The 26,034-nt window shown below is 63.9% G+C and carries 23 protein-coding genes and 1 tRNA gene; 8 read left to right on the forward strand and 16 right to left on the reverse strand.

Annotation, left to right across the window (positions count from 1 at the left end):
- Positions 1 to 190: 190 nt before the first annotated feature.
- Both CAG22_RS12335 and CAG22_RS12340 read left to right on the forward strand, forming a co-directional pair.
- Positions 191 to 1,471, forward strand: coding sequence for an aspartate aminotransferase family protein (locus CAG22_RS12335; RefSeq protein WP_085591364.1), 1,281 nt, complete (start codon positions 191 to 193; stop codon positions 1,469 to 1,471).
- A gap of 153 nt (positions 1,472 to 1,624) precedes the next feature.
- Positions 1,625 to 1,783 (forward strand): YqaE/Pmp3 family membrane protein, encoded by a 159-nt coding sequence (locus CAG22_RS12340; RefSeq protein WP_009681539.1) that lies wholly within the window; start codon positions 1,625 to 1,627, stop codon positions 1,781 to 1,783.
- A 107-nt stretch (positions 1,784 to 1,890) separates the two neighbouring features.
- Here the strand turns inward: CAG22_RS12340 and CAG22_RS12345 are convergent, their stop codons facing one another.
- From CAG22_RS12345 to CAG22_RS12385, 9 genes are all read right to left on the reverse strand, one after another.
- Positions 1,891 to 3,714, reverse strand: coding sequence for a S9 family peptidase (locus CAG22_RS12345; protein WP_085705545.1), 1,824 nt, complete (start codon positions 3,712 to 3,714; stop codon positions 1,891 to 1,893).
- On the reverse strand, positions 3,680 to 4,840 hold the full coding sequence (pqqE, locus tag CAG22_RS12350) for a pyrroloquinoline quinone biosynthesis protein PqqE (RefSeq protein WP_085705546.1): 1,161 nt from the start codon (positions 4,838 to 4,840) through the stop codon (positions 3,680 to 3,682). The genes CAG22_RS12345 and pqqE overlap by 35 nt, the downstream gene beginning before the upstream one ends.
- Positions 4,812 to 5,087 (reverse strand): pyrroloquinoline quinone biosynthesis peptide chaperone PqqD, encoded by a 276-nt coding sequence (gene pqqD, locus CAG22_RS12355; protein ID WP_004375207.1) that lies wholly within the window; start codon positions 5,085 to 5,087, stop codon positions 4,812 to 4,814. Before pqqD ends, pqqE begins: the two co-directional genes overlap by 29 nt.
- Positions 5,084 to 5,839 (reverse strand): pyrroloquinoline-quinone synthase PqqC, encoded by a 756-nt coding sequence (pqqC, locus tag CAG22_RS12360; RefSeq protein ID WP_085591369.1) that lies wholly within the window; start codon positions 5,837 to 5,839, stop codon positions 5,084 to 5,086. Before pqqC ends, pqqD begins: the two co-directional genes overlap by 4 nt.
- A 155-nt stretch (positions 5,840 to 5,994) precedes the next feature.
- Positions 5,995 to 6,906 carry a pyrroloquinoline quinone biosynthesis protein PqqB gene (gene pqqB, locus CAG22_RS12365; protein WP_061303871.1) on the reverse strand — a complete coding sequence of 304 codons (912 nt, stop codon included), beginning with the start codon at positions 6,904 to 6,906 and terminating at the stop codon, positions 5,995 to 5,997.
- A 78-nt stretch (positions 6,907 to 6,984) separates the two neighbouring features.
- Positions 6,985 to 7,056, reverse strand: a complete 72-nt coding sequence (gene pqqA, locus CAG22_RS12370; RefSeq protein ID WP_003243383.1) for a pyrroloquinoline quinone precursor peptide PqqA — start codon at positions 7,054 to 7,056, stop codon at positions 6,985 to 6,987.
- 158 nt (positions 7,057 to 7,214) lie between these two features.
- Positions 7,215 to 9,515 (reverse strand): pyrroloquinoline quinone biosynthesis protein PqqF, encoded by a 2,301-nt coding sequence (gene pqqF / locus CAG22_RS12375; RefSeq protein ID WP_085705547.1) that lies wholly within the window; start codon positions 9,513 to 9,515, stop codon positions 7,215 to 7,217.
- A gap of 221 nt (positions 9,516 to 9,736) precedes the next feature.
- Positions 9,737 to 10,531, reverse strand: a complete 795-nt coding sequence (locus CAG22_RS12380; protein WP_085705548.1) for a carbon-nitrogen hydrolase family protein — start codon at positions 10,529 to 10,531, stop codon at positions 9,737 to 9,739.
- Between the two features lie 14 nt (positions 10,532 to 10,545).
- Positions 10,546 to 12,228: an NAD(P)/FAD-dependent oxidoreductase gene (locus CAG22_RS12385; protein ID WP_013970572.1), complete on the reverse strand. Its 1,683-nt coding sequence runs from the start codon at positions 12,226 to 12,228 to the stop codon at positions 10,546 to 10,548.
- A 459-nt stretch (positions 12,229 to 12,687) separates the two neighbouring features.
- Between CAG22_RS12385 and CAG22_RS12390 the strand changes: the two genes are divergently transcribed.
- Positions 12,688 to 13,119, forward strand: a complete 432-nt coding sequence (locus CAG22_RS12390; RefSeq protein WP_232880970.1) for a hypothetical protein — start codon at positions 12,688 to 12,690, stop codon at positions 13,117 to 13,119.
- A 13-nt stretch (positions 13,120 to 13,132) separates the two neighbouring features.
- Here the strand turns inward: CAG22_RS12390 and CAG22_RS12395 are convergent, their stop codons facing one another.
- Complete coding sequence (locus CAG22_RS12395; RefSeq protein ID WP_015268712.1) at positions 13,133 to 13,594, reverse strand: Lrp/AsnC family transcriptional regulator; 462 nt, start codon at positions 13,592 to 13,594, stop codon at positions 13,133 to 13,135.
- Between the two features lie 284 nt (positions 13,595 to 13,878).
- On the opposite strand from CAG22_RS12395, the gene CAG22_RS12400 reads away from it, so the two are divergent.
- Positions 13,879 to 14,121 carry a DUF4160 domain-containing protein gene (locus CAG22_RS12400; protein WP_075046929.1) on the forward strand — a complete coding sequence of 81 codons (243 nt, stop codon included), beginning with the start codon at positions 13,879 to 13,881 and terminating at the stop codon, positions 14,119 to 14,121.
- Positions 14,118 to 14,645, forward strand: a complete 528-nt coding sequence (locus CAG22_RS12405) for a DUF2442 domain-containing protein (protein WP_170929291.1) — start codon at positions 14,118 to 14,120, stop codon at positions 14,643 to 14,645. The genes CAG22_RS12400 and CAG22_RS12405 overlap by 4 nt, the downstream gene beginning before the upstream one ends.
- Before the next feature lie 56 nt (positions 14,646 to 14,701).
- Here CAG22_RS12405 and CAG22_RS12410 read toward each other — a convergent pair.
- The 5 genes from CAG22_RS12410 to rpsU all read right to left on the reverse strand — a co-directional run bounded on the left by CAG22_RS12410 (position 14,702) and on the right by rpsU (position 23,170).
- Positions 14,702 to 14,778, reverse strand: a tRNA-Ile gene (locus CAG22_RS12410).
- A 16-nt stretch (positions 14,779 to 14,794) separates the two neighbouring features.
- Positions 14,795 to 18,538 carry an EAL domain-containing protein gene (locus CAG22_RS12415; protein ID WP_085705550.1) on the reverse strand — a complete coding sequence of 1,248 codons (3,744 nt, stop codon included), beginning with the start codon at positions 18,536 to 18,538 and terminating at the stop codon, positions 14,795 to 14,797.
- Positions 18,539 to 18,750: 212 nt separating this feature from the next.
- Positions 18,751 to 20,601 carry an RNA polymerase sigma factor RpoD gene (gene rpoD / locus CAG22_RS12420; RefSeq protein ID WP_025337450.1) on the reverse strand — a complete coding sequence of 617 codons (1,851 nt, stop codon included), beginning with the start codon at positions 20,599 to 20,601 and terminating at the stop codon, positions 18,751 to 18,753.
- 67 nt (positions 20,602 to 20,668) lie between these two features.
- Positions 20,669 to 22,651: a DNA primase gene (dnaG, locus tag CAG22_RS12425; protein WP_085705551.1), complete on the reverse strand. Its 1,983-nt coding sequence runs from the start codon at positions 22,649 to 22,651 to the stop codon at positions 20,669 to 20,671.
- Between the two features lie 303 nt (positions 22,652 to 22,954).
- Positions 22,955 to 23,170: a 30S ribosomal protein S21 gene (rpsU, locus tag CAG22_RS12430; RefSeq protein ID WP_003255575.1), complete on the reverse strand. Its 216-nt coding sequence runs from the start codon at positions 23,168 to 23,170 to the stop codon at positions 22,955 to 22,957.
- Positions 23,171 to 23,374: 204 nt separating this feature from the next.
- Here rpsU and tsaD point away from each other — a divergent pair, with 204 nt between their 5' ends.
- Positions 23,375 to 24,400: a tRNA (adenosine(37)-N6)-threonylcarbamoyltransferase complex transferase subunit TsaD gene (gene tsaD, locus CAG22_RS12435; RefSeq protein WP_085591378.1), complete on the forward strand. Its 1,026-nt coding sequence runs from the start codon at positions 23,375 to 23,377 to the stop codon at positions 24,398 to 24,400.
- 3 nt (positions 24,401 to 24,403) lie between these two features.
- Here tsaD and plsY read toward each other — a convergent pair whose 3' ends face one another.
- Positions 24,404 to 24,973, reverse strand: coding sequence for a glycerol-3-phosphate 1-O-acyltransferase PlsY (plsY, locus tag CAG22_RS12440; protein WP_013970581.1), 570 nt, complete (start codon positions 24,971 to 24,973; stop codon positions 24,404 to 24,406).
- 74 nt (positions 24,974 to 25,047) lie between these two features.
- Between plsY and folB the strand changes: the two genes are divergently transcribed.
- Together folB and folK are read left to right on the forward strand one after the other, a co-directional pair.
- On the forward strand, positions 25,048 to 25,404 hold the full coding sequence (gene folB, locus CAG22_RS12445; protein WP_004375185.1) for a dihydroneopterin aldolase: 357 nt from the start codon (positions 25,048 to 25,050) through the stop codon (positions 25,402 to 25,404).
- Positions 25,395 to 25,904: a 2-amino-4-hydroxy-6-hydroxymethyldihydropteridine diphosphokinase gene (gene folK, locus CAG22_RS12450; RefSeq protein ID WP_025337453.1), complete on the forward strand. Its 510-nt coding sequence runs from the start codon at positions 25,395 to 25,397 to the stop codon at positions 25,902 to 25,904. Before folB ends, folK begins: the two co-directional genes overlap by 10 nt.
- Positions 25,905 to 26,034 lie beyond the last annotated feature (130 nt).

The following is a 26,034-nucleotide window of genomic DNA, read 5'->3' on the forward strand; positions in this document are numbered from 1 at the left end:
TGCTGGAAAAACGAAATGGTCGAAAACCCTGGCGAGGCCTAGTCTATCGCCGTATTCCAATGGGTTACAGCGATGAATCGGTCGATTGTTACCCCGGATGAAAAACACTTTTGATAGGCAAGGCAAAATATCGAGTGCCGGCACCCAGACCGCACCGTGGCCGCCCCTGTCGTGATTGGTTGGAGCCCTGATGAACCTGTTCAACCTGCGCCGCCCGGCCCCTGCCGCCGTCGCCGAGCCCAAGCGTGCGCCGGTGATCGTGCCGGAAGCGCCGCAGCTGTCGCGTGAGCGCCTGATGCCAAGCACCGAACGCGCAGCGCAGGTGTTCGTGCGTGGCCAGGGCTCCTGGTTGTGGGACAACGAAGGGCATGCCTACCTGGACTTCACCCAGGGTGGTGCAGTCAACAGCCTGGGCCACAGCCCCAGTGTGCTGGTGAAGGCGCTGGGCAACCAGGCCCAGGCGCTGATCAACCCGGGCTCGGGCTTCCACAGCCGTGGCCTGCTGGGGCTGGTCAACCGCCTGTGCCAGAGCACCGGCAGCGACCAGGCCTACCTGCTCAACAGCGGTGCCGAAGCCTGCGAAGGTGCGATCAAGCTGGCGCGCAAGTGGGGCCAACTGCACCGCAACGGCGCCTATCACATCATTACCGCCAGCCAGGCCTGCCATGGCCGCAGCCTGGGCGCGTTGTCGGCGTCCGACCCGCTGCCATGCAACCGCTGCGAGCCGGGCCTGCCGGGCTTCAGCAAGGTGCCGTTCAATGACCTGGCGGCGCTGCACGCCGAGGTGGACTCGCGCACCGTGGCGATCATGCTCGAGCCGATCCAGGGCGAGGCAGGTGTCATCCCGGCCACGCAGGAATACCTCAAGGGTGTGGAAACGCTGTGCCGCGAACTGGGCATCCTGCTGATCCTCGACGAGGTGCAGACCGGCATCGGCCGCTGTGGCGCGCTGCTGGCCGAGGAAACCTACGGCGTGCGCGCCGACATCATCACCCTGGGCAAGGGCCTGGGCGGTGGCGTGCCGCTGGCGGCCTTGCTGGCCCGGGGCACGGCGTGCTGCGCCGAGCCTGGCGAACTGGAAGGCAGCCACCATGGCAACGCGCTGATGTGCGCCGCCGGCCTGGCCGTGCTGGATACCGTGCTGGAGCCTGGCTTCTTCGTTCAGGTACAGGACAACGGCCGCCACCTGCGTGAAGGCCTGAGCCGGCTGGCCGGGCGTTATGGCCAGGGCGAAGTGCGCGGGCAAGGCCTGCTGTGGGCCCTGCAGATGAAAGAAAACCTGGCCCGCGAGCTGGTGGCGGCTGCCCTGCACGAAGGCCTGCTGCTCAACGCACCGCAGGCGGATGTGGTGCGTTTTTCGCCAGCGCTGACCGTGAGCAAGGGCAACATCGACGAAATGCTGCTGCGCCTGGCCCGTGCCTTTGCCCGCCTGCACGCCCAGCAGCAGGCCCGCCGCGAAATGCCAGCCTAGCGGCCTGGTGACATCGAGAATTCTACGAACCGTCTGGCGTTCCTGCGCATCGCCCTTGGCCTGTTTCATTCGGCCCGGGGCGTTTTTTTTTGCCTGTTGAACCTCTGTGGCGGGCGGCTAGTCTCTGATGTAACCCCTTCAGGAGAGACTCGCATGGACTTTATACGCATCATCATCGCCATCATCCTGCCACCGCTGGGCGTGTTCCTGCAGGTGGGGTTTGGCGGGGCGTTCTGGCTGAATATCTTGCTGACCTTGCTGGGGTACATTCCGGGGATCGTGCATGCGGTGTATATCATCGCCAAGCGCTAGCCTACCAGGGCCTCATCGCCGGCAAGCCGGGCTCCCACAGGACTGCGCAGCGCTCCTTGTGGGAGCTGGCTTGCCGGCGATTGGGCTGCAAAGCAGCCCCCAGATGCTCAGCCCCCCAACACCCGGCAATAGAATTTCCATTCTTCTTCTAGCGCATGCGCCAGGTTCTCCGCCTTGCGGAACCCATGACGCTCCCCCGCATAGAAGTGCCCTTCGGCCTCTATCCCGTTAGCCTGCAGCGCCGCCAGCATCGACCTTGTCTGCTCCGGCACCACCACCGCATCCAGTTCGCCCTGGAAGAAAATCACCGGTACCTTGATCTGCCCCGCATGCAGCAGCGGGGTACGCTGGCGATAGCGCTCGGCATCCTGCAGCGGGTCGCCGATCAGCCAGTCCAGGTAGTCCCCTTCGAACTTGTGGGTGGCCCGGCCCAGGGCAACCGGGTCGCTGACCCCGTACAGGCTGGCGCCGGCGCGGAACACATCATGGAATGCCAGGGCGCACAGTGTGGTGTAGCCGCCCGCGCTACCGCCGCGGATGAACGCCTTGCGGCTGTCGACCAGCCCACGTCCGGCCAGGTGTTCCACCGCCGCGCAAGCATCGGCCACATCGCTTTCGCCCCAGCGCAGATGCAAGGCCTGGCGGTATTCACGGCCATAGCCGGTGCTGCCCCGGTAGTTCAGGTCGGCGACGGCGAAGCCGCGTTGGGTCCAGTACTGGATGCGCGGGTCGAGCACGGGATAACAGGCCGAAGTCGGCCCGCCGTGGATGAACACCACCAGCGGCGCGGCCCCTTGCGAGCGGGCTGCCGGGTAGAAGAAGCCATGGGCGCGGTGGCCGTCACTGCCGTAGTGGATCGACTGCGGCAGGCTGATATGCCTTGCCGGCAGCATTTCGGCGCCACCAGCCAATACGCTGACCTCGTGGTTGCTACGGGCGATGGCGATGACCGCCGGCGGGCTGATCGGCGAGGCGGCAATCGCGTACAGGTGTTCGGCATCCATGGCCAGGCTGCGAAAACGCGTGTAGGCGCTGGCGAAACGCTCCAGGCGGCCATCGGCAGTACGCAGCCCCAGTTGCCCGAAGCCGTCTTCGAACCAGCTGGCCAGATAGCTTTGCTGTCCCAGTGGCAACCAGGTGCTGGCGCCCAGTTGCCAGGGCGCCGCAGCGTGGTCCGCGGGCTCGGCAGGCAGGGCCTGCCAGCAGCCATCGATCTCGCCCCAGGGTTGCCAGAAGCCATTGCGGTCAGACAGGCAGAAGAGTCGGCCTTCGCTATCGAAGCGCGGCTGCTGCAGCGATTCGTCAGCGCCGGCCACACATTGCGCGGGCCCCCAGTGGCCACTTGCATCACGTGTGCGGCACATCAGCCTGGTGACGGTCCAGGGTTGTGCCGGGCGGTCCCATTCGACCCACGCCAGGCGCTGGCCGTCGGTACTCACCGTAGGCGAGGCATAGAAGTCGGCACCCTCGGCGAGCACTTCGCGGGCTCGTTCACCCAGGGCGACCAAGCGATGCTCGACCCGTTCGCCATGCTGCTCCTCGACCGCCAGCACCAGGCCGTCGTGCCACTGCACATCGCCGTAGCGGCAGCTGGCATCATCGGTCAGGGCACGTGGTACCGCGCCTTCCAGGTCCTGGGTATAGACCTGCTGGTCCTTTTCGTTGACGAACAGTAGCCCGTCACCACCCAGGCAAAAACTGCCACCGCCGTATTCGTACACCCGGCTACGCACGCTGAAGCCATCGGGGGTCAGGCAGCGGGCCTGCTGGTGCTGCCAGTGCCAGATGCGACAGGCACCATCGGCCGGGCGAAACTCGTTCCAGAACAGCCCCGCGGCGCTGACCTTGAGTTCGGCGAAGTCGGTGCCGGCGGCAACTGCCTGGGCCGCGCTGAACTCAGCCGCGGACGATGACACGGGAGTTTCGTTCATTGCGGAAGGTCATCTCTTCAATGGTGAGCTGGGCGCTTTCCGCCTCGTCGCGGGCCTTGAGGATGATGCCGTGGTCGGCCGACTTGGCGCACACCGGGTCGGCGTTGCTGGCATCGCCGGTGAGCATGAAGGCCTGGCAGCGGCAGCCGCCGAAGTCCTTTTCCTTCTCGTCGCAGGAACGGCAGGGTTCGGGCATCCACTCATAGCCACGGAAGCGGTTGAAGCCGAACGAGTCGTACCAGATGTGGTGCAGGTCGTGGTCGCGCACGTTGGGGAACTGCACCGGCAGCTGGCGCGCGCCGTGGCAGGGCAGGGCGGTACCGTCCGGGGTGATGGTGAGGAACAGGCTGCCCCAGCCATTCATGCAGGCCTTGGGGCGCTCCTCGTAGTAGTCCGGGGTGACGAAGATCAGCTTGCACGGGTTGCCCTCGGTCTTGAGCTTGTCCCGGTACTCGTTGGTGATGCGTTCGGCCCGTTCCAGCTGCGCGCGGGTCGGCAGCAGGCCCAGCCGGTTGAGGTGGGCCCAGCCGTAGAACTGGCAGGTGGCAAGCTCGACGAAGTCGGCTTCCAGTGCGATGCACAGCTCGATGATGCGGTCGATCTTGTCGATGTTGTGCCGGTGGGTGACGAAGTTGAGCACCATCGGGTAGCCATGGGCCTTCACCGCACGGGCCATTTCCAGCTTTTGCGCAAAGGCCTTTTTCGAGCCGGCCAGCAGGTTGTTGACCTGCTCGTCACTGGCCTGGAAGCTGATCTGGATATGGTCGAGGCCGGCCTTCTTGAAGTCGGCGATGCGCGCCTCGGTCAGGCCGATGCCCGAGGTGATCAGGTTGGTGTAGTAGCCCAGCCGGCGGGCCTCGCCGATCAGTTCGGCGAGGTCTTGGCGTACCAGCGGTTCTCCGCCGGAAAAGCCGATTTGCGCGGCACCCATTTCCCGGGCTTCGGCCATCACCTTGAACCATTGCGCGGTGCTCAGCTCCTGGCCCTGGGCGGCGAAGTCCAGCGGGTTGGAGCAGTACGGACACTGCAGCGGGCAACGATAGGTCAGCTCGGCCAACAGCCACAGTGGCAGGCCGACTGCGGGCGTGGGCGGTAACTCAGGCGAGGACGATCCAGTGTTCGGCACGGGCCACCTCCATGAACTGCTCGATGTCATCGGCCACTTCCGGGACACCGGGGAACTGTTGTTCGAGTTCGCTGATGATCGCGGCAACGTCGCGTTGGCCGTCGATCAGGCCACCGATCAGGGCCGCGCTGTCGTTGAGCTTGATCATGCCCTCGGGGTACAGCAGCACATGGCCCTTTTGCGCCGGCTCGTACTGGAAGCGGTAGCCGGGGCGCCAGGCTGGCACTTGATTACGGTCGAAACTCATAGGGCGATCCCTTTGTGCCACACCCGTTCCTGGGTGACGGAGTGATAGGGCGGGCGGTTCAGCTCGTAGGCCATGCTCATGGCGTCGAGCATGCTCCAGAGAATGTCCAGCTTGAACTGCAGTATCTCCAGCATACGCTCCTGGCCCGCGCGGGTGGTGTAGTGCTGCAAGGTAATCGCCAGGCCGTGCTCCACGTCACGCCGGGCCTGGCCCAGGCGGGTGCGGAAGTATTCGTAGCCGGCCGGGTCGATCCACGGGTAGTGCTGCGGCCAGCTGTCCAGGCGCGACTGGTGGATCTGCGGGGCGAACAGCTCGGTCAGCGAGCTGCTGGCCGCTTCCTGCCAACTGGCCCGGCGGGCGAAGTTGACGTAGGCGTCCACGGCAAAGCGCACACCGGGCAGTACCAGCTCCTGGGAGCGCAGCTGGTCCGGGTCCAGGCCCACGGCCTGGCCCAGGCGCAGCCAGGCTTCGATACCACCGTCCTCGCCGGGCGCGCCATCGTGGTCGAGCAGGCGCTGGATCCACTCGCGGCGCACTTCGCGGTCCGGGCAGTTGGCCAGGATCGCGGCATCCTTCATCGGGATGTTGACCTGGTAGTAGAAGCGGTTGGCTACCCAGCCCTGGATCTGTTCGCGGGTGGCGCGACCCTGGTACATCGCCACGTGGTACGGGTGATGAATGTGATAGTAGGCGCCCTTGGCGCGCAGGGCCTGCTCGAATTCGGCAGGGGACATTGGCAGTGCGTCGCTCATTCGGCTGGCTCCTGTATAGCTGAGTCTGGGCTCACCTCGCCCCCTGTGGGAGCGGGCATGCCCGCGAACACCGGCGAAGCCGGTGCCATACACCGTGTTGGATTTTTCGCGGGCATGCCCGCTCCCACAGGGGGTTGTGTAACTCGCAGACCTTTTTACAACTCGATACTCATGCCATCAAAGGCCACTTCCACACCCCGGCGCAGCACTTCGGCACGCTCGGGCGAGTCTTCGTCGAGAATCGGGTTGGTGTTGTTGATGTGGATAAGTACCTTGCGCTGGCGCGGGAAGCCATCCAGCACCTCCAGCATGCCGCCTGGGCCGTTCTGCGCCAGGTGGCCCATCTCGCGGCCGGTACGGGTGCCCACGCCACGGCGCTGCATTTCATCATCTTCCCACAGGGTGCCGTCGACCAGCAGGCAGTCGGCGCCGTGCATCATCGTCAGCAGCTTTTCGTCCACCTGGCCCAGGCCCGGGGCGTAGAACAGCTTGCCGCCGGTGCGGGTGTCCTCGACCAGCAGGCCAAGGTTGTCGCCCGGGTGCGGGTCGAAGCGGTGCGGCGAGTAGGGCGGCGCGGCGCTGCGCAGGGGGAACGGGGTGAAGCGCAGGTTGGGGCAGGCGTCGATGACGAAGCTGCCTTCCAGCTCGATGCGGTTCCACTGCAGGCCGCCGTTCCAGTGGCTGAGCATGTTGAACAGCGGGAAGCCGGTGGTCAGGTCCTGGTGGACCATGTCGGTGCACCACACCTGGTGCGGGCAGCCTTCGCGCAGGCTGAGCAGGCCGGTGGTGTGGTCGATCTGGCTGTCCAGCAGGATGATGGCGTTGATGCCGGTGTCGCGCAGGGCGCGGGCCGGCTGCATCGGCGCAAAGGCCTGGAGTTGGGCGCGAATGTCGGGCGAGGCATTGCACAGCACCCAGTGCACGCCGTCGTCGGACAGGGCGATGGACGACTGGGTGCGTGGCGTGGCTCGCAGGGTGCCGTCACGCAAGCCCTTGCAGTTGACGCAGTTGCAGTTCCACTGTGGGAACCCGCCGCCGGCGGCGGAACCGAGAACCTGGATGTACATGGCCACTCTCTCTGCAGAAACCGTAGCGAAAAAACGAAAACGCCCCGGCAGGCCGAGGCGTTGAACCGTAAGCCGGGCTTAGCGGTTGGCGAAGTACATGGTGACTTCGAAGCCGATGCGCAGATCAGTGTATGCAGGTTTGGTCCACATGGAATTACTCCTTCCGGATGAGGGGGTGGGTTTGTCAGCTACTACTTGGGTACCGCCATTGGCTGGAGGTTCCCATGGCTGGGATTGCGCTATCTTACAAGAAAAATTTGTACCGAAAGGTTAATTATTCGAAAACTCCGTTGCGGTTTTCGTAACAATCATGGGGTTGTACCCAGCCAGGAAGCATCTGGTGCCGCAGCGTTGGCAAGGCATAGCCAAGTGGAGCCTGTATCGAGCAAGTGGCTCAGCAACTGGTCCAGATCCGTCTGCCGCGTTTTCAGGATAGACCTGCGCAGCGCATCCAGCCTGCCGGGTTGTGTGGCCAGGAATGTCTGCCACGCCCATTCGGCGACTTCGGCGTTGCCCATCGCCGGTTCATCGAATTGCCCGGCCAGGGCCTGACCAGCGGCAGGGGCCAGGGTAACGCCCTGGCGCAGCAAGGTGAGCAGGTGGTCGAGGATCTGTACCTGGCTGGCATGAGGCGACTGGACCCCGAACAGCAGGCCGCCGACCCCCTCGACCTGACGAAAGGTACTGAATACCGCATAGCCGAGTTGCAATTCTACCCGCAGCCGTTGGTAAACCGGCCCTTGCAGCAATTGGGTGAGCAGGCGGCCAGCGGCCTCCATGGCCGCCGGCAGTGGGCAGAACAGCAGCAGGGCATGCTCACTGCCAGGTACTTCGGCATGTTGCCAACGGTGGTTGGCCCAGGCGGGCAGAGGGGCAGGCGCCGAGCCTTGGCCAGGGCAGTGCTGAAGCGCGGTGCCCAATGCGTTCAGGGCGGCATCGTCGAAGCCGGCAGCCAGGCCGTGCCAGCGTGCTTGCTGCCACAGGCTGTCGAGATGCGTCTGTGCCAGGGTGCAGGCCGGAGCAGGTGCAGGCGCGGCGCCCAGCACGGCGTCGGGCAGCTGCTTGAGCAGGGCCCGGATGGGGATCAGTGCCGGAGGCTGCGTCGAACTCGGCAGCCAGCTTCCTGCCGGGGGCTTGAGCATCAGTGCCAAGGCCTGTTCCACAGTGCGCAATACCGCTGCCGGCAGCCCGGCGCAGCGCAGTTGCCAATATTCGCCAGCGGTACTGAACTGCAACTGCACCGATACGCGCTCGCAGCGCTCCTGCAGGGGGTGCAAGGCGCGGTCGAGCAGCGCATGCAGGCGCTGGCGCAAGAGGGACGGGACATGCCAGCGCAGGTACAGCGCCGCGTACTGACGGGCGCCAGGCAGCTGGTCGCTGACCTTCAGTGCCGCTGGCAGCGGCTGCGGCCTGGCATCAGGCAAGTCGGCCAGGAGCAAGGTGTCGACAGCGGGCAGTTGCCAATGCCCATGTTCGCGGGCCGGCAGGCCTTCCAGCAGGGCACGGAGCGCCTGCAAGCCTTGTGTGTCCAAACCGGCGAACGGCTGGCCGGCGCTGTCCCGGCGGGCCAGCTCAAGCGCGCTGGCGCTGCGTTCGCGGCTTTGCTGCAGCAGCTCGAATTCGGTACTCAATTGCTCAGGGGCGGCCTGGCGGATGAAGCCGAACCAGCCCTGCAACAGGGCATCGGCTTCCTCTGGGCAGGCGTCCTCGCTCAGCTTCAGGTCAATGTGCCACAGCAACTGCCCGGCGAAGGCATACATCGCCTCGGCCTTGAAACCTTGCAGCCAGCCACGCTGGCGAAGCGCATGCAGCCAGGTGCCCGGGCGGCTATCGCCGAGGCAGGCGATGAGCAACTCAAGGGCCTGCTCGGCACCTGCCGGCAGGTTCTCGTGGCTGAACAGCAGGTGCGTGTCGGTCGCCGATAAAGGCGGTGGCAGAGCTTGTGGCACCCGTTCACCCGTTGCGAACAGCTTGGCATGCTGCCGGCCCAGCAATTCCAGTTCATCCAGCGATTGCGGGCCGCACAGGCTCAGAGTGACCTGGCCGCCTTGGTAGAAGCGCTGGTGAAAGCCACCGAGCGCTTGCTGGAAGGTAGGATCCTGCAAGGCCAGGGTGTGCCGGTTACCGGCATGAAAAGCGCCCAATGGATGGCCGGGCGCTGCCGATTGCAGCAAGGCGAACTGCTGCTGGGCCTGAGGGCTGCGCGACCAGGCAATGAACTCGGCATGGATTACTTCGCGTTCGCGGCGTTGGCGCTCGATGCCCAGGTCTGGCTCGGCCAACATCTGGCACAGGCGCTCCAGCCCCCCGGCCAGGGCGCTGGGCGGGACCTCGAAGAAAAAGTCGGTGGTGCGTTCGCGGGTGCTGGCATTGACCTGGCCGCCGAGGGCCTGCACGTAGCGCATCAGGCCGTCGTCCAGAGGGAAGCACGAGGTGCCGAGGAAGAACAGGTGCTCCAGGAAGTGGGCCAGGCCGGGCCATCTGGTCGGCGCGTCGTGACTGCCCGCGTGCACCCGCAGGGCGGCGGCCGAGCGCTTCAGGCGCGGGGCGTGGCGCAGGGTCAGCTGCAGGCCGTTGGCGAGGGTGAGGTGGCGGGTGGCGTCAGGCATGGAAACTCCGGGGCAGGTGTTCATGCTAACCCATTTGTGTTGGCAGGCCTGGCCCTATCGCCGGCAAGCCGGCTCCCACAGGGACTGCACATGCCTTGAAACCGGTGCGGTCGAAGTGGGAGCTGGCAAGCCGGCTCCCACAGGGACTGCACATGCCTTGGAACCGGTGCGGTCGAGGTGGGAGCTGGCTTGCCGGCGATTGGGCCGCACAGCGGCCCCTGTCAGCCTTTACGCAGATGCAGCTCCTGGCGCAGATCGCTCAGGTAAGGAAACGCCCCGCGCCCCTGCACCACCCGCTCATGCTCCAGCTCCGCCAGCAACTGGCATTCGTCCCGCCCGGCCATGGCCAGCAGGCTGCCATCCGGGCCGATGATGCTGCTCTGCCCGCAATACTGGATCTCGCCTTCCGAGCCGCAGTAGTTGGCATACACCAGGTAGCACTGGTTCTCCTGCGCCCGCGCCCTCACGGTCACCTGGCAGATGAAGTCGTACGGCGACATGTTCGCCGTCGGCACCAAGATCAGCTCGGCACCGTCCAGCGCCAGGCGCCGGGCATTCTCCGGGAACTCGATGTCGTAGCAGATCAGCAGGCCGACCTTCCAGCCATCCAGCTCCACCACCGGGAAGTGATCGGAACCTGCGCTGAACATCGAGCGGTCCAGCTCGCCGAACAGGTGGGTCTTGCGATAGTTGCTCAGGCTGCGGCCGTGCGCATCGATCAACTGCACGCTGTTGTAGATCGCGCCATCATCACCGAGCTCCGGGTAGCCATAGACGATGGCGATGCGGTGCGCCTGGGCGATCTCCACCACCTCCATGGCCGCCGGGCCATCGACGGCCTCGGCCAGGCGCTCGACCTGGGCCAGGCCGATGTTGTAGCCGGTCAGGAACATCTCCGGGCACACCAGCAACCGGGCGCCGCGTTCGGCCGCCAGTTGCGCCTGGTGGCGCAACCGTTGCAGGTTGCCGGGCACGTCCAGTGGCTTGGGTGCGCCCTGGAACAGAGCGATGCGCATGCTGCCTCCTTGTCTCAGTCCGGCAGGGCGATCGGGCCGATTTCGTCGAACACGTCGCCTGGGCCGGGGTTGTCCGGGTGGGTGCGGCCACCGAAGTGATTCATGATACCCCACACCGCATTCAGCGATGTCTGTACCGCGCCTTCCACCCAGGCCGGCGTCCACGACACATCGTCACCGGCAATGAACATGCCGCGCTGCTCGGCAGGCATGTCCTGCTGCATGAAGTGCGCGTACATGCGTTGGTTGTAGCGGTAGTGCCCAGGCAGCGCGCCCTTGAAGGCGCCGAGGAAGTGCGGGTCGGCTTCCCAGGAAACGGTGATCGGGTCGCCGATGATGTGCCCGGCGATGTCGGTCTTCGGGTAGATCTTCTTCAGTGCATCCAGGGCCAGTTGCACGCGTTTTTCCACCGGGTGCGGCAGCATCTTCAGCGCATCGCTCATCCATGAGTACGACAGGCAGATCACCCCCGGCTTGTCGTCACCGTTGTCGAACAGGTAGGTGCCACGGGTGAGGCGATCGGTGAGGGTCATGCTCATCAGGTCGCGGCCGGTTTCCGGGTCCTTGTCCTTCCAGAACGGCCGGTCGACCATGACGAAGGTCTTCGACGACTGCATGTAGCGGGTGCGGTCCAGGGCCATCCACATCTTTTGCGAGAACAGCGATTCCTCGCAGTCGATCTGGGTGGTCAGCAGCCAGGTCTGGCAGGTGGCGAGCACGGCACTGTAGTGACGGGTGTCGCCCCAGTTGTCGGTGACCGCCAGGCGGCCATCGGCAGCGCGGGCGATGCGCTTGACCCCGGTACGCGGTGCGCCGCCATGCAGCCCGCTCAGGCTGGTGCCTTCCGGCCAATGCACGCAGCGCTCCGGTACATGGCGCCAGATACCTTGCGGTACCTGCTCCACACCGCCGACCACCAGGTGTTGGTGGTCGTCGCAGTTGGTCATCACCACGCGGAAGATTTCCAGCATCGAGTTGGGGAAGTCCGAGTCCCAGCCGCCGGTGCCGAAGCCGACCTGGCCGAACACTTCGCGGTGCTGGAAGCTCAGCTGGGCGAACGAGCGCGAGGTGGCGACGAAGTCGTAGAAGGTGCGGTCATCCCACAGCGGTACCAGCTTGTTCCACAGCTCTTTCAGGCGCGGTACGTCACGGTCGCGGATGGCCTGCTGGATGTCGGCGAACCGGGCACCGCTTTCCAGCGCGTCGGCCCAGGCATCGGCCACTTCGTGGAACAGCTTGGGCAGGTCGGTGGGTTTTTCGGCGTAGTAGGTCTGGCCTTCCAGGTCGATCACCGTGCTGCCCGAGGCCGGGGTCAGCGGGTTGGGGAACGGTTTGGTCTCCAGGCCCAGCTTGTCCACGTAGTGGTAGAAGGCAGTGGATGACACCGGGAAGCGCATGCCACCCAGTTCGGCGATGATCCCGTCGGTGCCGTTGAAGGTTTGCGAGCGCAGCCGGCCACCCAGCTTGGATGCTTCGTACACCACCGGCTTGAGGCCCAGCTTCATCAGCTCGTAGGCCGCCACCAGGCCGGCGATACCGGCGCCCACGATTGCCACTTCCTCACCATGGCGCTCGGCCGGGATGCTGCCCAGGCCTGCGGGGTGTTCCAGCCAGTCGTCGAAGGCGAAGGGGAAGTCCGGGCCGAAGATGGTGACCGGTTTTTTACCATCGGCGGGGTGGCGGTTTTTCTTGTTCATGAAGTGACCTTGCCAGAGAGGCTGCGCAGCGGGCGGAGCCTGAGTATAGGAGATGCCTGGGGGCCATTTTAGGGAGTGGGGTGTTCGTTATTAAGGTGCAGATTGTTGTCTGAATGTAGCTTGTGCCGTCGAAATGTATAAACAAGATAGCTTTATGACGAACAGGAAACCTACCCATCTCAAGCACAGCATCGGTCCCTGTGGGAGCGGGCGAGCCCCGCGAAGAGCCCCCGCGGTGTATGGCACGGGCTGCGCCCGTGTTCGCGGGCACGCCCGCTCCCACAGGGTGTGATCAGACAGTTCCTACACCCATGCCATGAATTAAAGAATTACCCTACGCCCGCTATAGCCTCGGTCTGGCTGCGTGGGAAACGCCTCATCGTTAACTTCACTGGGTCGCCGCTGTTCGGGCGACTGGGTGTGAGAACCCATCTCCAACTTCGCACCAAGGCTTATGTCATGGCAGCTGTGCGCGGGCAGGCTTTCGCCTGGCCGGATTTCCAAGTTGGCCGGTTCTCACCCCGTGCATGGCTGCCACCTATTTCCCGTGAGAAGGAGTTGGTAGGCGGTTTCCTCAAGACTCAATTTGGAAATTGCATCATGAAGAAGACTTATTCCGACCAACCCGAAAAACTGAAACCCACCGCAGAAAAAACCTTCTGCAACTGCGAATCCAGCCATCCGCCATTATTCGCCATACGCCCCGGCATCGATGCCGCAGACGCCTTGGTCCACGCCTGCCTGCTGGCCCGTGGCCTCAATCAGATCGCCACCGACTACGCCCAGCATCACGCCCCCGAGCGCAGCCGTGACATTGTCTGGTCGATGCAGCATTCCGCCGAAAGCCTTTCGGCGATTCTGGAAGGCCTGCTCGACGGCCAGGAGGCCTGACCGCCAGCCAGGTTCAGAGCGGCTGCCCGCGGTCCACCTTGCTGCTGAGAATGATCGACGTGGTGGTCTTCTCCACCCCGTCGACACTGCCGATCTGGTCAAGCAACTGGTCCAGTTGCTCGGGCGAATCCGTACGCAGCCAAGCCACATAGTCGAACTCGCCGCTCACTGCGCACAGCTGCTGCACCTGGCCCATGGCACTCAGGCGCCGCACCACCTCCTTGCCCGAGCGCGGCTGCACCTTGATCCCCACATACGCCTGCAGCCCGCCACCCATCACCCGCTGGCCCAGGCGCACGCCATAGCCGGAGATGACCTTGTTCTTCTCCAACCGCTCCAGGCGCGAGTTGACGGTGGTGCGGGCGATACCCAACTGGCGGGCGAGGGTGGCGACGCTTTCGCGGGCATTTATCTGCAGCAGGGCGATCAGCTGGCGATCGATTTCATCCAGCGTGATGGAGCGGGAATCCGACATGGCGAGTCTCTACGGTTGACCCGCTAGCCTAGCCAGCCAGGGCTGGCCAGAGCAAGGGCAGTCACAGCTGGCTGCGCTGACGCGGTCCAATCTGGGGCGACCTGATGATCGGGGCGATGTCGCTGGGCACGCAGGACTTTACGGCGGGTATGACCTTCTGCAATCGGCGGCAGGCTGAGACGCGGTCGAGAGGGGAATAACCAAAAGAGTTACATTTTTGGGGCTGTGAACAGATTGGTCGGATGGTACTGTTTGGTGCAACCATTGCACTATATGATGAGCTCATGCCCACGATCCATCGATTATCCAATTGCGTAATCTATCTCTATGCAAACGACCATCTACCACCGCATTTCCATCTGCGTTTCAGTGATGGCCGTCAGGCACTGATTGGGATCAATGACCTGTCCCCGCTGGCCGGTTTCGGTGGTTCACGGGTTTCCTTGCGCGAGATGAGCGAGGCGCTTGAATGGGCTTCGCGGAACAGGGCTCGACTACTAGCAATGTGGGAGGAGCTGAATCCATGACCAACAAACATTTTCAACTCACAGAGGTGGCCGTCACTGCCCCTTGCACCTTGCTACTGACTTTTGCGGATGGGCAGCAATTCACCGTGGCGCTGGATGAAATCATTGAGAAGCACGCGACTCTGGGCCCGCTTGCGGATCCCAAGGTATTTGCAACGGCTGCGATTGGTGAGTGGCATGACACAGTCATCTGGGCCAATGACGACAGTCTTGAACTTGCTGCGGACAACCTGCGCGCACGGGCGGTGGAGCAGGCAGGGGAGTGTTCACATGAGCTCATCTGGAACTGGATGGCTAAGCATGAGCTGACATTGGATCGCGCAGCTCGGGAATTGGGCTTGAGCAGGCGCATGTTGGCTTACTATCGTAGTGGAGAAAAACCTGTGCCGAGGACGGTCGCTTTGGCGATGAAGGGATGGGAAGCACTTCGAATGGCTGACATGGAAGTGAGCCGTGTGCCCTATCACCTGCCTGGAAGCTTCGCAAATGAGGCGGCCGGGCATGCCCCGAAGAAGCGAGCGTGATTCACCGCCTGAACACAGACAAAAAAAGCCGCGCAATCGCGCGGCTTTGTCGCATCTGGTGGGCCCACACGGACTCGAACCGTGGACCAAAGGATTATGAGTCCTCTGCTCTAACCGACTGAGCTATAGGCCCTCAGTAAGTGGCCGGATTATAACGAGGGTTTCGCACCTGTGCCATCTGAAAGATCCGATAGTGCTATGCGAAGAAACGTCGCCGCGAAGTCGTCCGGGGGCAGGGGCAGGCTGACAATGTAGCCCTGGATCTGCTCACAGCCTTCAGCCGCCAGGAAGCGTTGCTGGGCCTGGTTTTCCACACCCTCGGCAATGATGGTCAGCTGCATGCTGCGGCCCAGGGCGATGATCGCGCGGGCGATGGCGGCGTCGTGGGGATCGTCGGGCAGGCCGCGGATGAACGACTTGTCGATCTTGAGGATGTCCAGCGGCAGGCGCTTGAGGTAGCTCAGCGATGAATAACCGGTGCCGAAGTCGTCGATGGCCAGCTGCACGCCCAGCTTCTTCAGCTGGTGCAGCACGGCCAGGGCTTCCTCTGCCTGGCTCATGATGAAGTTTTCGGTGATTTCCAGCTGCAGGTCGCCGGCCTTGAGCTGGTAGTGCTTCAGCAACTGTTCGATGCGCCGGGCAAGGTGGGGGTGGCGCAGCTGGGCGCCGGCGAGGTTGATCGACAGCGGGCCAAAGGGGTCGTAGTGCATCTTCCAGGCCTGCATCTGCCGGCAGGCCTGTTCCAGCACCCAGTCGCCGATCTGGAGGATGGTGCCGTTCTCTTCCGCCAGGTGGATGAAGTGCTCTGGCGGCACTTCACCAAAGGTCGGGTGGCTCCAGCGGATCAGCGCTTCGGCGCCGACCAGGCTCTGGGTCTTGAGGCTGAGCTTGGGCTGGAAGCACAGGCTCAGTTCGTTGCGCTCGATGGCGCGGCGCAGTTCGTGCTCCAGGGCGATGCGTTCGCTGGCCTGGGCGGTGAGGTCGAGGGTGTAGGCTTCGACGCGGTTACGGCCCTTGGCCTTGGAGCGGTACATGGCTGCGTCGGCGTTGCGAATCAGTGTGGCAACGTCGGTGCCGTCCTGTGGATAAAGGCTGATGCCGATGCTGGCGCTGGTGAAGAACTCGTGCTCGCCGGCCTGGAACGGCGCGTTGAAGCAGGCCAGCAGCTTGTTGGCGATGGCGCTGGCGTCACTGGGTTTGTGCAGGCCGGGCAACAGGATGATGAACTCGTCGCCGCCCAGGCGGGCCACGGTGTCGACATCACGCACCTGCTCCTTCAGGCGTTGGGCGATGCCCTTGAGCAGCAGATCGCCGACCGGGTGGCCGAGGCTGTCGTTGATGTGCTTGAAACGGTCGAGGTCGAGGAACAGCACCGCGCCCTTGCGGTTGGACACTTGCGAGCAGGTGAGTGCGGCCTGCAGGCGGTTCTCGAACAGGGCACGATTGGGCAGGCCGGTCAGCGGGTCGTGGTGGGCCTGGTAGTCGAGCTTGGCCTGGGCATGCTTGAGGCTGGAGATGTCGGCGAACACGGCGACGAAGTGGGTGATCTCGCGTTCTCTGTTGCGCACGGCGCTGATGGTCAGCCAGCCGGGGTACAGCTCGCCGTTCTTGCGCTTGTTGTAGATCTCGCCTTGCCAGTGGCCTTCGTCGGTCAGCTGGTGCCACATGGCGACATAGAACGCGCTGTCGTGCTGGCCGGAGGCAAGCAGGCGCGGAGTCTGGCCGAGGGCTTCGATCTCGCTGTAGCCGGTGATTTCGCTGAAGGCGCGGTTGACGGCACTGATGCGCTGGTCGATGTCGGTGATCAGCACGCCTTCGGCGGTGTTCTCGAACACGGTGGCGGCCAGCTGCAGCTTTTCCTGCATCAGGTGGCGCTCGGTGATGTCGCGGGCGATGGTCAGCATGCAGTCGTCGCCAGCAATCGGCAGCGGCCGTGCAGAGAGCTCGCAGAGGCGAATCTGCCCATCACTGCGGCGCAGGTGGCACGTGAAGTCGCGTACGAAGCCGTCGCGGTTGAGCTGTTCGACCAGGCGCTTGCGCTCGTTGAGGTCGACCCAGATGCCCAGGTCCAGCGAGGTCTGGTCGAGGGTCGGGCTGAGGTCATAGCCGGTCAAGCGGCAGAAGCCCTCGTTCACTTCAAGCAGCAAGCCGTCGCTCTGGCGCGACAGCAGCAGGCCATCGGGCGAGGCATGGAAGGCCTTGGCGAATTTCTCTTCCGAGATTTGCAGCTGCTCCTGGGTTTCCTTGAGCTGGCTGATATCGCGTACCGCTACCACCAGCGCGAGGTTGCCGTCGAGCTCGAAGGTTTCGGCCGAGGTCAGGCCGGTGAACAGTTGGCCGTTGCTGCGGCGGAAGCTCATTTCCAGGTTGCGGATACCGCCCCGGTGCAGGCGTTCGAGCAGCCGCGGGCCGGTGCCTTCGACGCCCCACAGGTTGAGCTCGGTGGCAGTGCGGCCGATTACCTGGCCCGGGGTGAGGCCGATCTGCTCTTCGAAGGCTTCGTTCACCTCCAGCAGGCAGCCGTCGCTGTGGCGGGCGATCAGCAGGATGTCGGGGCACTGCTGGAACACCGAGGCGAACTTCTGCTCGGACAGGCGCAGGGCGTCCTCGGTGCGCTTGGTCTCGCTGATGTCGATCATCAGGCCACGCATCACCGGCTGGTGGCCATGCTCGATCATGCTGACGATGTTGCGTACCCAAAGTGGCTGGCCATCGGCCCGGATTACCCGGTAGTCGAGGCTGTGGTCGCGCCCGGCGGCGGTTTCGCTGTCGCAGTAGGCCTGGGCCCAGAGGGCATCCTCCGGGTGCAGGATGCTGCGCCAGAAGCCGGGCTTGAGCCAGTCGGCCAGTGGGTAGCCGAGCAGGCCTTCGGCGTGGGGTGAGACGTAGCTGTAGGTGAAGTCGTTGGCGTCGGCCTCCCAGGCGATGGCGGACAGGCTCTCGACCAGGCTGCGGTAGTGGTACTCGCTGCTGCGCAGTTCCTGTTCCAGGGCGATGCGCCGGGAAATTTCCGAACTGAGCCGGCGGTTGATGCGGATGACCACTGCCAGCACGGCCATCAATACCAGCACCGCCGGCAGGCCGTATACCAGCAGGTCCGACCAGAACATCCGTTGGTCGACCACATTGCCTACCCAGCGTTGCTGGATCTGGCTGACTTCAGCGCTGCTCATGTCGGCCATCACTTTGTCGAGAATGCCGACCAGCACCTTCTTGTCGCGCGGGGCGGCCATGGCCAGCTGGTAGCGGTAGGGCGTTTCACCGCTGACGTAGAGGCCATCGAGCTTGAGCTGGCGCAGGCTCCAGATGCTTGAAGCGAGGTCACCGACCACCGCGTCCACTTCGTCGGTGGCCAGGGCCTGCAGGGTGGAGCTGACGTTGGGCAGGGCCACCAGGTTGAGGTCCGGGTGGTGGGTGCGCAGCAGTTCGTGCGGGGCGTAGTTTTCGACCACGGCAATCTTCAGACCGTACAGGTCGTCCAGGTTGCGCGGCTGTGCGCCGCCTTTGTGGGCGAGGATGACGATGGGGAAGTCGAGGTACGGCCGGGTGAAGGCCAGGTAGCCTTGGCGTTCGGGGGTGGACATGATGCCGGGCAGCAGGTCGATGCGGCTTTCGCGGGCTTGCGCCAGTACCTCGGTCCAGCTGCTGGGTTCGACCGGTTTGAGCGTCACACCCAGGCGTTGCTGGATCGTGGCGATGTAATCGGCGGCCAATCCCTGGTATCGGCCCTCCTGGTCGCGAAACTCGAACGGTGGCCAAGAGGCGTCTACACCCAGGCTCAGCTGCGGGTGGGCAGCCAACCAGGCTTTCTCCTCGTCTGTCAGGGTCAGGGCGCCGGCCGCTGTGTTCCACAAAATCAGGAGCAGCAACAGGATGGCCGGCATCAGCGGCATAGCGGCCTCACATTCAAGTGGTATGAAGTCGAGTGTAGACGGGCATTGCTGCAGGTGTGCGGTGGAAGGGCGGGCTTTGTGTTCTGGCTGTCGGAAGGGGTAGGTAATGAGGAAATGGGGTTGCTGCGCAGCCCATCGCCGGCAAGCCGGCTCCCACAGGGATCGCGCAGGGCCGGAAAAGAAAAACCCCGGCCTGGGCCGGGGTTTTGTCATCACTCGTCGAGGAAGGAGCGCAGATGCTCGCTGCGAGTCGGGTGGCGCAGTTTGCGCAACGCCTTCGCTTCGATCTGACGGATCCGCTCGCGGGTCACGTCGAACTGCTTGCCGACCTCTTCGAGGGTGTGGTCGGTGTTCATGTCGATACCGAAACGCATGCGCAGCACCTTGGCTTCGCGTGCGGTCAGGCCCGAGAGCACGTCACGGGTGGCTTCCTTGAGGCTTTCGACCGTGGCCACGTCGATCGGGGACTGCATGGTCGAGTCCTCGATGAAGTCGCCCAGGTGCGAATCTTCGTCGTCACCGATCGGGGTTTCCATGGAGATCGGCTCTTTGGCGATCTTCAGTACCTTGCGGATCTTGTCCTCAGGCATTTCCATGCGCTCGCCCAGCTCTTCCGGGGTCGGTTCGCGACCCATTTCCTGCAGCATCTGGCGGGAAATACGGTTGAGCTTGTTGATCGTCTCGATCATGTGCACCGGAATACGGATGGTGCGCGCCTGGTCGGCGATCGAACGGGTGATCGCCTGGCGGATCCACCAGGTGGCGTAGGTCGAGAACTTGTAGCCGCGACGGTATTCGAACTTGTCCACCGCTTTCATCAAGCCGATGTTGCCTTCCTGGATCAGGTCGAGGAACTGCAGGCCACGGTTGGTGTACTTCTTGGCGATGGAGATCACCAGACGCAGGTTCGCCTCGACCATTTCTTTCTTGGCGCGGCGGGCCTTGGCTTCACCGATCGACATGCGACGGTTGATTTCCTTGATCTCGGCAACGGTCAGGCCGGTTTCGGTCTCAAGGTCGATCAGCTTCTGCTGGCAAGCGACGATGGCAGCGTCCTTTTCACCCAGGGCGGCAGCCCACTTGGTGTTGCGCTTGGCCAGGTCACCGCTCCAGGTCTGGTCGGTTTCGTTGCTCGGGAACATGCGCAGGAAGTCGGCACGCGGCATGCGGGCATCACGCACGCACAGCTGCATGATGGCGCGTTCCTGCTGGCGCAGGCGGTTCAGGGCGTCACGAACACGCTCTACCAGTACCTCGAACTGCTTCGGCACCAGCTTGATCGGCATGAACAGGTCGGCCAGGGCCTGCAGGGCGTCGATGCTTTCCTTGTGGGCGCGACCGTTCTTCTTCAGGACCTTGTTGGTGGCCTGAAGCTGGTCGTTGACCGCACCGAAACGCTGGCGAGCGACTTCCGGGTCCGGGCCGCTCTCGGCCTCTTCCTCGTCGTCACCGCTTTCGGATTCTTCCTCGTCGTCGTCGGACTCTTCCTTCGCGGCGGCGGCCTTGGTGCCCGGGATCGGCACTTCTTCGGTCGGCGCGGCGATATTGTCATCAGGGTCGATGTAACCGCTGAGAACGTCGGACAGACGGCCACCTTCGGTGGTGACACGGTCATATTCGCCGAGAATGTAGTCGACAGTGCCCGGGAAGTGGGCGATGGCGCCCATGACTTCACGGATGCCTTCCTCGATACGCTTGGCGATTTCGATCTCGCCTTCGCGGGTCAGCAGCTCGACGGTACCCATTTCGCGCATGTACATGCGCACCGGGTCGGTCGTGCGGCCGATATCGGTTTCAACTGCCGCCAACGCAGCAGCGGCTTCTTCTGCCGCGGCTTCGTCGGTGTCGGCTTCCGCCAACAGAAGGGCATCCGCATCCGGAGCACTCTCGAATACGTTGATCCCCATGTCGTTGATCATGCGGATGATGTCTTCCACCTGTTCCGGATCTGAAATATCCTCAGGCAGGTGGTCGTTGACCTCCGCGTAAGTCAGGTAGCCCTGCTCACGACCGCGGGTGATCAACTCTTTGATACGAGACTGCTGTTGCGCTTTTCCGGACATAACACCCTATCCACTGAAGGTCTTGGCGGGCAAAAAACAAGCCGAGGATTATACCCGAGCATGGGCCTCACGCGCCAGATGAGGTCGGCGTTTGTGCGGGAACATTCCGGCTCAGCAGGGCGAGGAGCTGGGTTTTTTCCTCGCTGGTCAATTCGCTTTGACGTGATTTCCTGAGCAGTTGTTCCAGGCTGCGCTCGCGTTGGCGGGCGGACAAGCTAGTTATAGTGTCGAAAAACTGTTGTTCAAGGTTGTCGGCCACGATCAGCCATTCCTTTTCCGCCAGAGCCCGCAGCAGGCGCCCCTGTTCGGTGCCGTGCCAACGTGCGATCAACTGCATTGAGCTTAGCCCAGGATTTTTCTGCGCGGCTTCGATCAGTGCCACCAGAAGCTGGCTGTACAGGTGTTCTTCGTCGGCGAAGTGGCTGGCATCCTCCACCTTGCCGGCCAGCAGCGGGTGGTGCAGCAGGGTGCGCAGGGCGGCCAGGGTGGGCGGCTCGACCGGGGCCGGTACGCGTGGTGGTGCTTCGTCACGTTGCTGCCATGGCTTGCCACCCTTGCGGTTCTTGTCCCAGGGCTTGTCGCTCCACTGCTTCTTGCCTGCGCCCTTGTTAGGCTTCCACTCCTGTTCCTGATGAACGGGGGCGAAGTCGTGCTGCGGCATGTCGCCGTAGTCGGGGGTGTAGCTGGCCATGGCGTCGTAGTCGTAGCCAGGGTCGTAGTCCGGCACGCTGCTGGTGGCCGGGGCGTGTTGCGCCAGTTGCTCGACCTGCTGCGGGTCGAGGCCGGTGATTTCCTTCAGGCGGTTGCGCATCAGCTGGCGCAGGTTGGCGCCGGGGATCTTTTCGATCAGCGGTGCGGCCAGGGTCGCCATATGTGCCTTGCCTTCCAGCGAGCGCGGGTCGGCTTCGACGCCTAGTTGCTCGAAGAAGTAATCGGCCAGCGGCTGGGCGTGCTGGTTGATGCGGGCCATGAAGGCATCGGTGCCTTCGGCGCGCACCAGGCTGTCCGGGTCTTCGCCTTCGGGCAGGAACAGGAAGCGCGCGCGGCGGCCGTCCTGCAGGTTCGACAGGGTCGACTCCAGGGCGCGCCAGGCGGCCTTGCGCCCGGCCTGGTCACCGTCGAAGCAGAACAGCACGCTGGGTACCACGCGGAACAGGCGCTTGAGGTGCTCTTCGCTGGTGGCGGTACCGAGGGTGGCCACGGCGTTGCGCAGGCCCTGCTGGGCCAGGGCAATGACGTCCATGTAGCCCTCGACGACGATGATTTCGTCGAGGTTGCGGTTGTGCTTGCGTGCCTCGTACAGGCCGTAGAGTTCCTGGCCCTTGTGGAACACCGGGGTTTCCGGGGAGTTCAGGTACTTGGGTTTGTCGTCGCCGAGCACCCGGCCACCGAAGGCGATGATGCGCCCGCGGCTGTCGCGGATCGGGAACATCACCCGGTCGCGGAAGCGGTCATAGCGCTTGCCGCTTTCGGCGTTCTCGATCAGCAGGCCGGCATCGATCATCACCTTCTGCTGCAGGGTGTCGGCACCCAGGTGCTTGAGCAGGTTGTCCCAGCCTGGCGGGGCGAAGCCCAGGCCGAAATCGCGAGCGATTTCCCCGGACAGGCCACGGCCCTTGAGGTAATCCACCGCCGCCTTGCGGGTCGGGTGGCTGCGCAGGGCCTGGCGGTAGAACTCCGAGGCGGCGTCCAGCAGCGGGTACAGCGGCGAATCGGTTGGCTGGCGCGGCTTGTGGTCGCGGCGGCCTTGCTCGCGGGGCACTTCCATGCCAGCGGCGCGGGCCAGCTCCTCGACGGCCTGGGGGAAGTCCAGGTTGTCGTGGTCCATTACGAAGCCCAGGGCGTTGCCGCCGGCACCGCAGCCGAAGCAGTAGTAGAACTGCTTGTCGGGGCTGACCGTGAAGGAAGGGGTCTTTTCCTTGTGGAACGGGCAGCAGGCGGAGTAGTTCTTGCCGGTTTTTTTCAGCTGGACGCGCGAACTCACCACGTCGACGATGTCGAGGCGGTTGATAAGGTCGTCGATGAAACTCTGGGGAATCAGCCCGGCCATGGCAGTCTCGTCATCTGGCAGCTGGCAAGTCTAATCGCTCACGCGCCGGATGGGGCGAGTGCCGCTTGGGAAAGTGCGAGGGAATGTGTGCTCGTCGCCGGCCCCTGAGGGCCCGTCAGTCGGACGTGCACGTCTGGTCATACAACAAGAAGGACCAGCTCTGACGTTTCAGGCAGGTTGCCCATGTGCAGTTCGCATGAAGCTTGTGCAGGGCCTTGAGCTAGCTGCTCAAGTTTGAAGCGACCACTGCCATCGCCCGGCGGTTAGCCGGGCAGGGCAGAAGCTTTGCGTAGAACGTCTGTATTAGTACAGACGAACGGCGCGGCGCTGTTCGCGCTGAACTTTCTTGGCGTGACGCTTAACAGCAGCAGCTGCTTTGCGCTTACGCTCGGCGGTCGGCTTCTCGTAAAACTCGCGGCTACGAACTTCAGCCAGTACACCGGCTTTTTCGCAGGAGCGCTTGAAACGACGCAGAGCTACGTCGAAGGGTTCGTTCTCTTTAACTTTGACGGCTGGCATCCAGGGCTACCTTAATTCATTACCGGGGTAGACGTGCTCCTGGCAAAACAAAGGTGTGCTGGAGAACGTCGGTTTTCAAGGGTTGCGGATGTTAACCCTTAGCAAGCCGGAATGCAAAGCCTCTGATCGAAAACCGCTGGTCGGCATCCGACACGGGGACTATCATGCGCGGCTTCGAATTCAGCCCCCACAAGGGACGAACCCATGCTAGTACTGGGATTGGAAACATCCTGCGACGAAACTGGCGTCGCATTATACGACAGCGAACGCGGTTTGTTGGCCGACGCGCTGTTCAGCCAGATCGACCTGCACCGCGTGTTCGGCGGTGTGGTGCCAGAGCTTGCCTCGCGTGACCACGTCAAGCGCATGCTGCCACTCATCCGCCAGGTGCTGGATGAGGCCGGCTGCGTCGCCACCGAGATCGACGCCATCGCCTACACCGCGGGCCCTGGCCTGGTCGGTGCCCTGCTGGTGGGGGCCTCCTGCGCCCAGGCGCTGGCCTTTGCCTGGGACATCCCGGCGATTGGCGTACACCACATGGAAGGCCACTTGCTGGCACCCATGCTGGAAGAAAACCCGCCGGAGTTTCCGTTCGTCGCTTTGTTGGTTTCCGGTGGCCACACGCAGTTGGTGCGGGTCGATGGCATCGGCCAGTACGAGCTGCTGGGCGAGAGCCTGGACGACGCCGCTGGCGAAGCGTTCGACAAGACCGCCAAGCTGATCGGCCTGAACTACCCCGGTGGCCCGGAAATCGCCCGCCTGGCCGAGCGCGGCGTGCCTGGCCGCTTCGTGTTCCCGCGGCCGATGACCGACCGCCCGGGCCTGGAGTTCAGCTTCAGCGGCCTGAAAACCTTTGCCCTGAACACCTGGCAGCAGTGCCGCGATGCCGGCGACGACAGTGAGCAAACCCGTTGCGACCTGTCCCTGGCATTCCAGCAGGCGGTGGTGGAGACTTTGACCATCAAGTGCAAGCGGGCGTTGAAGCAGACTGGCCTCAAGCGCCTGGTCATTGCTGGTGGCGTCAGCGCCAACAAGGCCCTGCGTGCGTCCCTCGAGGGCATGCTCGGCAGCATCAAGGGCAACGTTTACTACGCGCGCCCGCAGTTCTGCACCGACAACGGCGCGATGATCGCCTATGCCGGCTGCCAGCGGTTGTTGGCCGGGCAAAAGCAGGACCTGGCAATCAGCGTGCAGGCACGCTGGCCGATGGAGCAGTTGCCGCCGGTTTAAGCGTTAGAAGTGCCGTTCGCGGCCGGCGAACAGGTCGCGCAGGTTGCTGCGGTGGCGCCATACGATCATCGCTGTCAGCACAGTGATCGGCAGCAGGGCCTCTGGCTCGCGCCAGGCCAGCAACGGCAAGGTCAGCGGTGTGGCGATCAGCGCCGCCAGCGAGCTGGTGCGGGTGAGGTAGAAGGTCAGCAGCCAGGCGCCAATGGCCAGCAGCGCGGCCGGGAAGTACAGGGCCATGAGCATGCCGGCGGCGGTTGCCACGCCCTTGCCGCCCTGGAAGCGGAAGTACAGCGGGAACAGGTGGCCCAGCACTGCGCACACGCCAACCCAGGCCTGCGCGTGCAGGTCCAGCCCGGCACCGCGGGCGAGCAATACCGGCAACAGGCCCTTGCACAGGTCGCCAAGCAGGGTCAGGATCGCCAGTTTGCGGCCCGCCAGGCGTAGCATGTTGGTGGCGCCGGCATTGCCTGAACCGCTGGAACGCGGGTCCGGGCTGCCCGTAAGGCGGCTGAGGACGATGGCGAAGGACAGCGAGCCGAGCAGGTAGGCGAGCAACGCCAGTAACCAAAACATGCTAACTATTCCGGGCGAGGACGCCCTGATTCTAACGGCGCCAGTCGCCCTTGTCGTGCTGTGGAGAGAAGTGCTTGGACAGAGTGTTCATCGAAGGCCTGGAAGTCGATACCGTCATCGGTGCCTATGACTGGGAGCGGGATATTCGCCAGTGCTTGCGCCTGGACCTGAGCTTTGCCTGGGACAACCGCCCGGCTGCGGCCGGTGACGACCTGAACCTGGCGCTGGACTATGCCAGTGTGTCGGCGCGCATCCAGGCGTTTGCCGAACAGGCCCGTTTCGAGTTGGTGGAAACCTTCGCCGAGCGCCTGGTGGCGACGTTGATGGAAGAGTTCCACATCCCGTGGGTGCGGTTGAAACTGACCAAGCCGGGTGCGGTGCCGGCGGCCCGTGGTGGTGTTGGCGTGGAGATCGAGCGCGGATGTCTCTGAGCACGGTTTACCTGGGCCTTGGCAGCAACATCGACCGCGAGGTGCATTTGTGCGCCGGGCTCGATGCGTTGGCGGGCATCCTGACCGACATGCGCTGTTCGCCGGCGTTCGAAAGCCAGGCGGTGGGGATCAAGAGCGGGCCGTTCATCAACTTTGTGGTGACCGGGCAGACTGCGTTGCCGTTGATCGAACTGGACCGCCGGTTGAAGTTCATCGAGGCCGACAATGGCCGCTATGCGCCGGACCGCAAGGGCCTTCCGCTGGATATCGACGTGCTGATGTATGACGGCCTGCACGGCACGTTCGATGGGCTGGTGTTGCCTCGGGCCGAGATCCTGAAGAACGCCTTTGTGCTGTGGCCGCTGTCGCTGCTGGCGCCGGAGCTGGTGCATCCGGGGGTAGGCAAGACAATGGCGCAGTTGTGGCAGGAGGCGCGGATTGATCAGGTGTTGGCCCCGGTTGCCTTTGAGTGGCGTGGGTTGCAGCTGACTCCCGCGTAAGCCTGTACCGGCCCTTTCGCGGCTAAAGCCGCTCCCACAGGGATCGCACAACCCTTGGCATCATGCGATCCCTGTGGGAGCGGGCGAGCCTTAATGCCGGTCAGTTAAGAAAATTGGGGCCGCTTTGCGG

Origin of the sequence: Pseudomonas sp. B8(2017), from assembly GCF_002113575.1 — a bacterium.
GTDB lineage: Bacteria > Pseudomonadota > Gammaproteobacteria > Pseudomonadales > Pseudomonadaceae > Aquipseudomonas > Aquipseudomonas putida_Z.

Excerpts from the sequence above, each read along its gene's own strand:
- rpoD (WP_025337450.1), bottom strand. The coding sequence starts at position 20,601 with ATGTCCGGAAAAGCGCAACAGCAGTCTCGTATCAAAGAGTTGATCACC.
- rpsU (WP_003255575.1), bottom strand. The coding sequence starts at position 23,170 with ATGCCAGCCGTCAAAGTTAAAGAGAACGAACCCTTCGACGTAGCTCTG.
- tsaD (WP_085591378.1), top strand. The coding sequence starts at position 23,375 with ATGCTAGTACTGGGATTGGAAACATCCTGCGACGAAACTGGCGTCGCA.
- CAG22_RS12390 (WP_232880970.1), top strand. The coding sequence starts at position 12,688 with ATGGCAGCTGTGCGCGGGCAGGCTTTCGCCTGGCCGGATTTCCAAGTT.
- pqqF (WP_085705547.1), bottom strand. The coding sequence starts at position 9,515 with ATGCCTGACGCCACCCGCCACCTCACCCTCGCCAACGGCCTGCAGCTG.
- CAG22_RS12380 (WP_085705548.1), bottom strand. The coding sequence starts at position 10,531 with ATGCGCATCGCTCTGTTCCAGGGCGCACCCAAGCCACTGGACGTGCCC.
- pqqC (WP_085591369.1), bottom strand. The coding sequence starts at position 5,839 with ATGAGCGACGCACTGCCAATGTCCCCTGCCGAATTCGAGCAGGCCCTG.
- CAG22_RS12395 (WP_015268712.1), bottom strand. The coding sequence starts at position 13,594 with ATGTCGGATTCCCGCTCCATCACGCTGGATGAAATCGATCGCCAGCTG.
- CAG22_RS12340 (WP_009681539.1), top strand. The coding sequence starts at position 1,625 with ATGGACTTTATACGCATCATCATCGCCATCATCCTGCCACCGCTGGGC.
- CAG22_RS12405 (WP_170929291.1), top strand. The coding sequence starts at position 14,118 with ATGACCAACAAACATTTTCAACTCACAGAGGTGGCCGTCACTGCCCCT.
- CAG22_RS12385 (WP_013970572.1), bottom strand. The coding sequence starts at position 12,228 with ATGAACAAGAAAAACCGCCACCCCGCCGATGGTAAAAAACCGGTCACC.
- folK (WP_025337453.1), top strand. The coding sequence starts at position 25,395 with ATGTCTCTGAGCACGGTTTACCTGGGCCTTGGCAGCAACATCGACCGC.
- CAG22_RS12345 (WP_085705545.1), bottom strand. The coding sequence starts at position 3,714 with ATGAACGAAACTCCCGTGTCATCGTCCGCGGCTGAGTTCAGCGCGGCC.
- CAG22_RS12335 (WP_085591364.1), top strand. The coding sequence starts at position 191 with ATGAACCTGTTCAACCTGCGCCGCCCGGCCCCTGCCGCCGTCGCCGAG.
- plsY (WP_013970581.1), bottom strand. The coding sequence starts at position 24,973 with ATGTTTTGGTTACTGGCGTTGCTCGCCTACCTGCTCGGCTCGCTGTCC.
- pqqB (WP_061303871.1), bottom strand. The coding sequence starts at position 6,906 with ATGTACATCCAGGTTCTCGGTTCCGCCGCCGGCGGCGGGTTCCCACAG.
- dnaG (WP_085705551.1), bottom strand. The coding sequence starts at position 22,651 with ATGGCCGGGCTGATTCCCCAGAGTTTCATCGACGACCTTATCAACCGC.
- CAG22_RS12415 (WP_085705550.1), bottom strand. The coding sequence starts at position 18,538 with ATGCCGCTGATGCCGGCCATCCTGTTGCTGCTCCTGATTTTGTGGAAC.
- CAG22_RS12400 (WP_075046929.1), top strand. The coding sequence starts at position 13,879 with ATGCCCACGATCCATCGATTATCCAATTGCGTAATCTATCTCTATGCA.
- pqqD (WP_004375207.1), bottom strand. The coding sequence starts at position 5,087 with ATGAGTTTCGACCGTAATCAAGTGCCAGCCTGGCGCCCCGGCTACCGC.